Raw genomic sequence first — 10,886 nt, forward strand, 5'->3', positions numbered from 1 at the left:
AAAAGTGCGAAGCACGACAACTGTAAAACAGTTGGAATTTGAAATACAGAAAATGGGGCTATCGCTCGGCAACAGTTTGCTAATGCGACAGCCCCATTTGCTTTAAATAAATACGTTGCTTGAGTCAAGCATTTTTGCAGTGCTTATCGTTTAGAAACGATTGCTGAATAAAGAGGTCTGTTTATAAAGCTATAAAGGTGTTTATTTATAGCGATGTCTGTTTTCTAGGGATAAGCAAGAGGAGAAACAACAGGTGCGAACCTTATCCGAAATTATTGTAAAAAGGGATTATTCTCAGAAGCGTCCTTCTTCCATCTTTTATAAAGACAGTCCGTTTTGGCAGAGATTGCTTTGTGTTTGCTTTATTGGCTTGCTGACATTTGCAGGTCTGGGTGAGTGGAAGACCTTAAACAACATGCTTGGTGGCTTGCCTAAGATATTTACGGTGGGAGTGATCGCTATGACCGTGGGCTATGGGTTTATTTATCCGGATATTGAGAAATTGAAAAAAATAATCTGGCCGGCGCTTGCCTGTATGTCATTGATTGCAGCCTTGCTTCTCTGGTCCATGGTTATTTGGATGATGAATCTGAATAATATTTCGACGATGGTCAATGCCTGCTCTAAACTGGTTTTTCAGAGCATCTCGATTATGACGGCGGTCTGTGGCGTTTATCTGTTTGGTTCCAGGACAGTTGATTTGTTTACGATCGCAATGTGTATGGCGAATGCAGGAATTATGGTTTTGGAGATCCCGAATTTTGGTTTGGGTCCAAGTATCCAGTCTCTGATTACCTGCCTTGTGACCTTTGGTGAAGCGGAAGGTTATGCGCGCAATCTGGAAATACATGATATCACGTTTGTTTTTGGTCAGTTGGTACTCTACTATGTAGCGTTTGCCCCTCGTGAGACGCGAAAAGAGAAACGTCAGCGTATCTTTTTTATACTGGTATGTACCTTTTTCTTTTTTGTTGGTATGAAGCGTATTGCGATTCCAGCCGTTGTATTATTTATCATGGTAGCCTACGTTGTTCGTTTGTTTAAAAAGAAAAAACTCATCTTTGTCCTTTGGGGAATCGCATGGGTGGGGTTCTTTTTCTTATACCTTTATGGAGTTCGGACGGGAGTCGTTTCTCAGGTGTTGGACGTTATTGGCATTGATATGATGGGACGTGACTACCTCTGGAGTCTGGCAAATGATTACTATGAATTTTCAGTGAGCTATTTTGGAAAAGGATTTGAATACGTAGATTCCATTGTCGGTATCTGGTACAGTACGGGCTTGATCAATCATCCGTATCCGTTCCACAATGATATTTTGAAAGTATTTGTGGAGATGGGATTTCCGGGATTCATTTTCTGGTCTGGGATTCAGTATATTTTTATCCCGATTTTTTGGACGAAGTATGCGGACGATGATACGACACTTTTATATTTATGCAACCTCAGCTACATGACGATGACCTATCTTACAGATAATACATCATTCTCTTTCTGGAGCACAATGGCATTGAGACTGATTCCGTTGGCTTATTCTGTGGAACGAAAAAAGCCTCCGAAGCCCCAGGTATGGAAACCCCGTGACAAAAAAGAGATGCATGAGCATATCCGTATCTTGATGCAGGAGTCCCAGGAAGAAAACGAAGTGGAGTAAGTAGGTAAAATGATATAGTGAGATATAGTGAGTAAATAAAATAAGTAGATGAAGTTGGTGGATTAGGCAAAGAAGCGTCAGCGAAGAAAAAACTTGAGTTGGTTTTCATCGCTGACGCTTAAATTTTGGCGCTATGTTAATCAGGCACGATGTCAATCGTTATGATGAAAATGCTTATTTACTATCATTCCAACGCGATCATAGATATTTTGGATGATAACAGCAAGGATGCAGGTTAGACCTAAGCATGCGAAAAAGAAAAAGACATCAAAAGGTCGTTCGTTTGACAGATAATAATTTTTCAAAATCGTGAGCACTGGAAACTGGAATAAATAGATAAACATCGTATATCGATTCATCGTCTTTAAAATGAGATTGTTTATTTCTATTTTATCCATCAACAAAATCAGTACAAATCCAACTGGAACTAGCATGAGATTGTGAAAAATCAAATCCAGCAATCCTCGTTCTGGAACACTGAATGCAATTCCTCCAAAAATAATTTCTGCTACAATGACAATGAAAATAGCACTTTTCTTCTTTAAAAATCTGGAAATCAAATCTGCGTATTCATAAATCAACACTCCAAATGGAAATGCTAATTCACTGATGTAATAGTTTCTGTAATTGTTCCCGGTAAAATTATCAAAGTAGAGCACAATCAAAATGCTGGCAAATGCAGCGCCGACAAGACAGGCATTTCGTATATTCTTTGACTTTGGCAAGAGACTGAATACCACATAAAAAATAATATACAATGCGATGATTGCTGGCATATACCAGTTAATCAGGCTGAGTGGCTCGCTCCACCCAAGAGCGAGATTTTTGATGAGTGCACTTACCACACTTGAAAAAATGGTGATCCACACCAAATTCCCGATTTTCTTTCCGAAATGATCCAGATAATTTGGCTTGTTTGCGACAGAATATGCCAGTCCATAACCAGATAAAATAAAAAAGTATCCCACGCCAAAAGTAGATATTTTTCTTAGTGGGAAAAGAATATGAGGCAAGTATTTGTAGGGGAGTGTGCAGTGAGTAAATATAATTAGGATGGCAAAAATAAATCGTAACTTGTTGAGTCGATTCATGACGATTTTTACATCCATGTTAGCTGTCACAAAATGAATCTTCCAGGCACATAGTACGGCTAAGAGGATATACAAAATAATATAGATCATTTGGGATTATTCTCCTTTGTATAAAAAATTTTTAATTTGTGAGTCCTGTGGCTCTCTGTGCCTCCTTTCTGTCTTTTATTTTCACGATTCTGTTCTTAATTATGTTAATTATAAGATACGAAAAAAGGAGAGGAACTGTCAATAGTTTTTCAGGGATTCCTGATTTCTTTTTGATTTCCGGTATTTGATTGGGAATGTGTTATTTTGGTTGATAGGAGTTTTGGTTGGGGAGTATAATGACAAAAAATGTATCAGTGAAAATTGGTAGACAGAGAGGAAAAGTATGCGAGTCATCGTCACAGACACGGGATGGATCTGGAATCATAAAAATCCGATTCTTGAAAAATTTGATGTAAATGTGGTATTTGTCGTGTGTTTGAATGGGAAAAAGGTCACGGATAAATATAAGTATTTTATCAGTCCATATAAAGAAAAAGAGGATTCTGAATGGGAGACGGAGGAATATGGACTGGAAAGCAGGAAGTATCAGGCTTTGGAATCCGTTGGAGATGATTTGTATTTTGCGATTGAGCTTTTAGGGGGTGGGGAACCAGAGGATTTTCTTTTTCTGACAGATGGAAATCCGGAGAGCTTGTATCCGTTTTTTGCTATGAAATCCAGACAGGATCTTCATACATTTCATTTGTGTGCCATGTCGCCGTGGCGGTTTGAAAGTGAAAAGATAAAATCAGCTTATCGGGAGATGGTATCGGACATGACTCAGCTTCGTTCGGTTATGTATATCGACAGTGACAGAATTTTGGATCGAGTAATCAGTTATGACGCTTTGGATTCTTCTCCTTCCACAGGTTCCTCTGATTTGGCTTTTTCCTCTGGCTTTAAGAAAAAACTTTTGGAGGAGGCAACCGACGAATGCGTTTCTCTGCTTCCAAGAGTAATCAGTAGCATTGAGAAGATCGAGGAGCCGTTGTATTTTGATTTTGCATCGATGTCCTATATTCCAATGAAAGAGGGAATGGAAAAAATTGATCTGTCAAAAGCATCTGAAGAACCGCCATCCATGCAGGTTTTAGAATCGGTTCATTCGGGGCGTTTGACATTGGGAATGGTTAATTATGATAGATATCCTTTAAATAATAAAAGGACGAAAACAGAAGTCGAAAAACCGATTGCAAGGATCGATGGAAAACAAATCTGTAATTATTTGAGAGAACTCAGAATCAAACTGGCAGAGGCGAATGGAATCGAGTTTTCTTCAGAAGAGTGCCCTTCGATCGGTCCGTGTGCGGGGACATGCGCGAAGTGTGATGAGGAGGCGCGATATTTGAGAAAAGAATTGAAAAAAATTCCTGTGGAGGAGCAGGTGATCCCGGATTGTACGCTAAAAAAGTGGTAACAGCACAGAGGAGGAAAATGGTATGAGAGTCGTGGTTACAGACACGGGATTTATCTGGAATCATGAGAATCCGATCCTGAAAGAATTTGGAAAAGATGCAGTGCTCGTCGTCTGTCTGAATGGAAAAAAGGTTACAAAGAAATATCAATGTTTTGTCAGTCCGTATCAGCCGGAAGTGAAGTTGGGAATGGATAAATGGGGAACAGAGAGTCAGAAATATCGGGCACTTGAGTCTGTTGAAGATAATTTATATGCGAAAGTTGTTTGGAGTGGAGATCCAGATATCCTTTTTCTCACCGACGGAAATCCGGAAAGTCTTTATCCCTTTTTTGTGTTGAAAGATCGAAAAGAGGAATATAAGATCCATTTGTGTGCGATGTCACCCTGGCGATTTGAATCAAAGCAGAGAATTGAGGCTTACAAGGCGTTGATATCGGATCTGTCACAGTTGTCCTCAATTTTGTATATAGATAGTGATATACTTTTTGAGAAACTGAAAAAGAAGACAAGGGTGTGGGATGAATTTTTAAAACTGGCAGAGGAAGAATACGTTTCTCTGCTTCCGAGAGTTGTCCGTAGTATTACAAAATTGAAAGAACCTTCGTATTTTGATTTTGCTTCGATGTCCTATGTTCCGATCAAGAATGGAATGAAGGAGATTGATTTATCAAAGGCAGAAATAGAATCTCCATCTGTGGAGGTACTCAATTCCACAGTTCTGGAATATACGATACTGGGATATCCATGGAAAGAAATTTATCCCCAAAATGACGATCGAACGAAAGCAGAGGTTGAAAAACCGATCGCAAGAATCGATGGAAAACGAATCTGCACTTATCTGAGAGAACTCAGAATCAAATTGGCGCAGGCGAATGGAATCGAGTTTTCTTCGGAAGAGTGTCCGTCGATCGGTCCATGTGCGGGGACATGCGCGAAGTGTGATGCGGAGGAAGAATATTTAAGCAAGAAATTGAGCGAGATTCCGCTTGAAAAACAGGTAATCCCCTATGATCTGCTGACAGAATGGGAGGTGAAAGAATGAAAAGCGATATTATGTCCATTTCCAGATTGAGAATGGCAACAGACGGAGAGGGCGTTTCTACTTTGGTTGCCTTTTTTAATTGTCCCCTTCACTGCAAGTATTGTATCAATGAGTACTGTCATAAAAAGAGCATGTTTTTTGAAAAGGCGAGAGCGATCTATACACCGAAAGAGCTTGTCGACATTCTAAAGCGGGATGAGATTTATTATCTGATGACGGGCGGAGGTGTGGTTTTTGGCGGGGGTGAACCCTTGCTTCAGTCTGCATTTATCCATGAGGTCTGCCAGTTGATTGATCCGCGATGGAAAAAACGAATCGAGACCTCTCTGAATGTTCCGTGGGAACTTGTTGAACCGCTGATTGGGGACATTGATGAGTGGATCATCGACATCAAAGATATGGACCCGGATATTTACGAATTGTATACAGAGAAGGATAACAAGAACGTGATCGACAATCTCCTGAAAATTCGTACCCTTGTTTTTCCGGAGCAACTGCGGATTCGGATTCCATACATAAAAAACTACAATGATGAGAAAGATGTAGAGAGATCGATTGACTGGGTGATGGAGAATCTAAATGTGATCCCGGATGTCTTTCGCTATATGTTTCTTCCGCATACAAATGAAAAACACTGGCGTGAGGAAGAGAGTGAGCCAAGAGAAGATCCGAAACCGGTATACAAGAAGGAAGAGAAAGATCCGCGCCTGAAAACAAAGTTAGAACGGCGAAAAGAAAAACGGGAGGCACGGCGGGAAGCACAGGCACAGCGCAATCAGACAAAAAATCTTTTTTAACTTCATTATGGAAGAAGCGATTGACAGCAAAAACGGAATATGTTATGATGTTCCGGTATGAAAACGCCGAGGCCCGGTTGTATGGCCACTCCAGCCACATCCTGGTTTCCGGTAAGATTATTTAATATTTTTAAGGAGGATTTCACAATGATTTCTAAGGAAAAGAAAGCAGCTATCATCGCAGAGTACGGCAGAAAGCCGGGAGATACCGGTTCACCGGAGGTTCAGATCGCAATCCTGACCGCTCGTATCGCTGAGCTGACCGAGCACTTAAAGAGCAACATGAAGGATCATCATTCCAGACGTGGTCTGCTGAAGATGGTTGGTCAGAGACGTGGTTTACTGAACTACCTGAAGAAGACCGACCTCGAGGGCTATCGTGCACTGATCGAGAAGCTGGGTATCAGAAAGTAATTTTAGATATAAAAGGGGGCGGAGAGGGTTTCTTCTCCGCCTTGATTTGTATCTGAGCAAAAAAGTAGAAAAGACGGAAGAACAGGAGCAGGACCCCGAAGCCGCTGCTGTACCCACAGAAATATCCATTCTGCGGGCAGAGCAGTAGTTTCGAGGAGAGATCCTTCTGTTTTTCGGGATTTTTCTGAACCAAAAAGTTTCAAGAAAGAGAGTTTTGACAAAGAAAGTTTTCATTATATTTTCATGTTGAAACAAAGATTGGAACTTTTCAAGAAATTTCTGATAAGGAAAATTCTGATCACAAAGAATTCACAAAGAACTCACAAAGAGCTCAAAAAGAGATGACAAAGAAATGAAAATGAGATGAAAGGAAAACAAGACATGTACAAAAGTTATAGTATGGAACTTGCTGGCAGAACGCTGACCGTAGATGTGGACAGAGTTGCTAAGCAGGCAAACGGTGCAGTACTGATGCATTATGGAGATACTGTTGTACTTTCCACCGCAACCGCATCCGACAAACCGCGTGAGGGCGTTGACTTCTTCCCGCTGAGCGTAGAGTACGAGGAGAAGATGTACGCAGTTGGAAAGATCCCGGGTGGATTCAACAAGAGAGAGGGAAAGGCATCTGAGAATGCAATCCTGACCTCCCGCGTTATCGACCGTCCGATGCGTCCGCTGTTCCCGAAGGACTACCGCAACGATGTCACCCTTGACAACATTGTGATGTCCGTAGATCAGGATTGCAGTCCGGAATTGACCGCTATGCTCGGTTCCGCAATCGCAACCGCAATCTCTGATATCCCGTTTGACGGTCCGTGTGCAACGACCCAGATCGGTCTTGTAGACGGTGAGTTCGTTGTGAACCCGACTCAGGCACAGAAGGTTGCTTCTGATCTGGCTCTGACCGTTGCATCCACGAGAGAGAAAGTCATCATGATCGAGGCTGGCGCAAAGGAAGTGCCGGAGGACGTGATGATCGAGGCAATCTACAAGGCAGATTCCGTGAACAAGGAGATCATCGCTTTCGTAGACAAGATCGTTGCAGAGTGCGGAAAGCCGAAGCACAGCTATGAGAGTTGCGCAGTTCCGGAGGAGCTGTTTGAGGCAATCAAGGAGATCGTTCCGCCGGCAGAGATGGAAGTTGCTGTCTTCACCGATGACAAGCAGACCCGTGAGGCAAATATCCGTGCGATCACCGAGAAGCTCGAGGAGGCATTTGCAGACAACGAGGAGTGGCTCGCTCTTCTTGGAGATGCTGTTTATCAGTACCAGAAGAAGACCGTCCGCAAGATGATCCTGAAAGATCACAAGCGTCCGGATGGCCGTGCAATCACCGAGATCCGTCCGTTAGCAGCAGAGGTTGACCTGCTTCCGCGTGTACACGGTTCCGCAATGTTCACCCGTGGACAGACCCAGATCCTCAACATCTGTACTCTGGCTCCGCTGTCTGAGGCACAGAAGTTAGATGGTCTTGATGAGCTTGAGACCACGAAGCGTTACATGCACCATTACAACTTCCCGTCCTTCTCCGTAGGTGAGACGAAGCCGTCAAGAGGACCGGGACGTCGTGAGATCGGTCATGGTGCTCTTGCAGAGCGTGCGCTTGTTCCGGTACTTCCGTCCGAGGCTGAGTTCCCGTATGCAATCCGTACCGTATCTGAGACGATGGAGTCCAACGGTTCTACCTCTCAGGCAAGTATCTGTGCATCCACGATGTCTCTGATGGCAGCTGGTGTTCCGATCAAGACGATGGTAGCAGGTATCTCCTGTGGTCTGGTAACCGGCGAGACCGATGACGATTACATCGTTCTGACCGATATCCAGGGTCTTGAGGACTTCTTCGGCGATATGGACTTCAAGGTAGGCGGAACTCACAAGGGTATCACCGCAATCCAGATGGATATCAAGATTCACGGTCTGACCCGCCCGATCATCGAGGAGGCAATCCGCAGAACCCGCGAGGCAAGACTTTACATCCTCGACGAGGTTATGGCAAAGGCAATCTCCGAGCCGAGAAAGACCGTTGGCAAGTATGCTCCGAAGATCGACCAGATCAGCATTGATCCGCAGAAGATCGGTGATGTAGTCGGCAAGCAGGGCTGTGTGATCAACAAGATCATCGAGGAGACCGGCGTGAAGATCGACATCTCCGAGGATGGAAATGTTGCAGTTTGCGGAACCGATCAGGCAATGATCGATCGTGCAAAGGAGATCATCCACAACATCGTTACCGACATTGAGCCGGGTCAGGTGATCACGGGTAAGGTTGTTCGCATCATGCCGTTTGGCGCATTCGTTGAGCTGAAGCCGAAGAAAGATGGAATGATCCACATTTCCCGCCTGTCTGACCGCCGTGTCGAGAAGGTTGAGGATGTGGTAAATATCGGCGACACCGTAACCGTTAAGGTACTTGATGTAGACAAAGCTGGCAAGATCAGCCTGAGCATGAAGCCGGGTGACCTTGCAAAGAAGGACAGTGAAAACTAGTTTTATGAGAACAAAAAATATAAATGGCTTTCTTACCGGAATGCTGGCTACCGTTATGGTAGCTGGCACTTCCTTTTTGGCACAGGCAGAAGTGATTGTGCCGGCAAACGAATTGACGACAGAAGTAAAGCAGGAGTCTCCGACGACTGCGACCACAGAGGCAACAGCAGACGCGACGCAGACGACTGCCCAGACTTCACCGGCACCGGTGACCTCTGAGACTCAGGCAAGCCCGACGGCTCCGACAACTTCGGAGACGAGTGCGGGAACACAGCAGACGACCTCCACGGTTGTCGTTTCTGCGGGAAGCACCGCACAGACTTCCTCTGCGCCGACTGCTTCCTCCACGCCTACTCCGTCCGGATCAACAACGACCTCCGGCTCTTCCACCGGAACGACTTCACCGGTCATCGGACCGGGTATGAGCAGTTCCAATTCCGTGGGACCGGGAATCGGGGGAATGCTTCCTCAGGTTGCGGAGTCGACGAACACGACGGATGGAACGAATGCTTTTGCGGGAACGGTGACGGACCCGATTGTCAAGGTGGCAGACAAATATACCTATGACCAGATGAGTCAGGATATTCAGAAGTTATCAGCGCGTTATGGAAGCCATATGAAAGTGAATGTGATCGGCACTTCGTTGGACGGCAGAAATCTCTATGAGATTGTAGTCGGAAATCAGAATGCGCCGAAGCATATCCTGATTCATGCAGGCATCCATGCGAGAGAGTATATGACGCCCCTTCTTGTGATGAAGCAGTTGGAGTATGGTCTGGCATTTTATGACAGCGGAAGCTACAATGGAACGCCACTCTCCCAGCTCTTTAATCAGGTTGCCATTCACTATGTTCCTATGGTCAATCCGGATGGAATCTCGATCAGCCAGTTTGGAGAGAGCGGAATTCGCTCAGCAACTCTGCGTCAGCAGATTCGCGAGTGCTATGAGAATGACAAGGCACTTGGAAGAACGAGCGCGACGTATGAGCGTTATCTCCTTTATTGGAAAGCAGATGCGAGAGGAACGGATTTGAACCAGAACTTCCCGGCTGACTGGGATCAGGTGAGCAGTTCCCCGAAGCCGTCCTACGGCACTTACAAGGGAACGAGTTCCCTGTCAGAGCCGGAGAGTCAGGCGCTTGCAAATCTTGCGATGTCAAGAAACTGGGCGCTGACGATCAGCTATCACAGCATGGGAAATCTCATTTACTGGGATTATGCAGGCAACAAGGTCAAAGAGACCTCCAAGGCGTTGGCAGATCTCATGGCATCCAAGACCGGTTATCGTCTGGGCGGATCAAGTGGTCACGGCGGTTTCAAGGACTGGGTACAGATCAAGGACAGCCCGATTCCGAGTGTGACGATTGAGGTTGGAAGTGTCACCTGCCCGATGCCGGTTTCCGAGTTCCCGGCAGTATGGCAACACAACAAAGAAGTCTGGGTTTCCGCGATGGAATTTGCAATCCAGCACTGACGGAATTCCTGCTGGAATTCTACTGAATCTTCATCTAAATACGGGCAGAATATTCCGACCTCTTAGGTCGGGAAGGAATGCCCGTTACACCTCGCTTTCTTAAATGCTAGATTTTTAGTAAAATATACGATAAAATATTATTGCTGAAAGAGGTTCGTCGTCAGATCCAATCCAAAAGGTAAAGCGTAGACCAGAAGCTATTTCAGGACGAGAGAACCGTTGGATATCCGATGTAAACCATCAGATTTCTAAGACACTCGTTAAGAAATATGGTAAGGATACGTTATTTGTTCTGGAAGATTTGGCTGGTACATCTCTTCGGTGTGATGTGGATTTTGGAGATAACCATCCTCGCTACGAAAGAATAACAAATACCTTAGAGTAAATCTCTTTGGTAAAACGGGCATTGTCAACTGCCCGATGATGTAGGCAGAATGAGGGAGACATCTTGCGATGTCGTTACTACCTATGCTTCTC

The 10,886-nt window shown here is 44.5% G+C and carries 8 protein-coding genes; 7 read left to right on the forward strand and 1 reads right to left on the reverse strand.

Annotation, left to right across the window (positions count from 1 at the left end):
• Positions 1–253: 253 nt before the first annotated feature.
• Positions 254–1,654, forward strand: coding sequence for an O-antigen ligase family protein (locus tag ACR0QT_RS11345; RefSeq protein ID WP_432630881.1), 1,401 nt, complete (start codon positions 254–256; stop codon positions 1,652–1,654).
• 152 nt (positions 1,655–1,806) lie between these two features.
• Here the strand turns inward: ACR0QT_RS11345 and ACR0QT_RS11350 are convergent, their stop codons facing one another.
• Positions 1,807–2,835: an acyltransferase family protein gene (locus tag ACR0QT_RS11350; protein WP_432630882.1), complete on the reverse strand. Its 1,029-nt coding sequence runs from the start codon at positions 2,833–2,835 to the stop codon at positions 1,807–1,809.
• Positions 2,836–3,118: 283 nt separating this feature from the next.
• On the opposite strand from ACR0QT_RS11350, the gene ACR0QT_RS11355 reads away from it, so the two are divergent.
• From ACR0QT_RS11355 to ACR0QT_RS11380, 6 genes are all read left to right on the forward strand, one after another.
• Positions 3,119–4,192 carry a membrane receptor RagA gene (locus ACR0QT_RS11355; RefSeq protein WP_432630883.1) on the forward strand — a complete coding sequence of 358 codons (1,074 nt, stop codon included), beginning with the start codon at positions 3,119–3,121 and terminating at the stop codon, positions 4,190–4,192.
• Positions 4,193–4,214: 22 nt separating this feature from the next.
• Positions 4,215–5,234: a membrane receptor RagA gene (locus tag ACR0QT_RS11360; RefSeq protein WP_432630884.1), complete on the forward strand. Its 1,020-nt coding sequence runs from the start codon at positions 4,215–4,217 to the stop codon at positions 5,232–5,234.
• Entirely contained in the window at positions 5,231–6,031 is an 801-nt protein-coding gene (locus ACR0QT_RS11365) for a radical SAM protein (protein WP_432630885.1), read from the forward strand. The genes ACR0QT_RS11360 and ACR0QT_RS11365 overlap by 4 nt, the downstream gene beginning before the upstream one ends.
• A 147-nt stretch (positions 6,032–6,178) precedes the next feature.
• Positions 6,179–6,445, forward strand: coding sequence for a 30S ribosomal protein S15 (gene rpsO, locus ACR0QT_RS11370; protein WP_177977497.1), 267 nt, complete (start codon positions 6,179–6,181; stop codon positions 6,443–6,445).
• 381 nt (positions 6,446–6,826) lie between these two features.
• Positions 6,827–8,935, forward strand: coding sequence for a polyribonucleotide nucleotidyltransferase (locus ACR0QT_RS11375; RefSeq protein WP_432630886.1), 2,109 nt, complete (start codon positions 6,827–6,829; stop codon positions 8,933–8,935).
• A gap of 4 nt (positions 8,936–8,939) precedes the next feature.
• Positions 8,940–10,409 (forward strand): M14 family zinc carboxypeptidase, encoded by a 1,470-nt coding sequence (locus tag ACR0QT_RS11380; RefSeq protein WP_432630887.1) that lies wholly within the window; start codon positions 8,940–8,942, stop codon positions 10,407–10,409.
• Positions 10,410–10,886: the final 477 nt, after the last annotated feature.

The sequence above is a fragment of the Brotaphodocola sp. genome, from assembly GCF_050873365.1.
GTDB lineage: Bacteria > Bacillota > Clostridia > Lachnospirales > Lachnospiraceae > Brotaphodocola.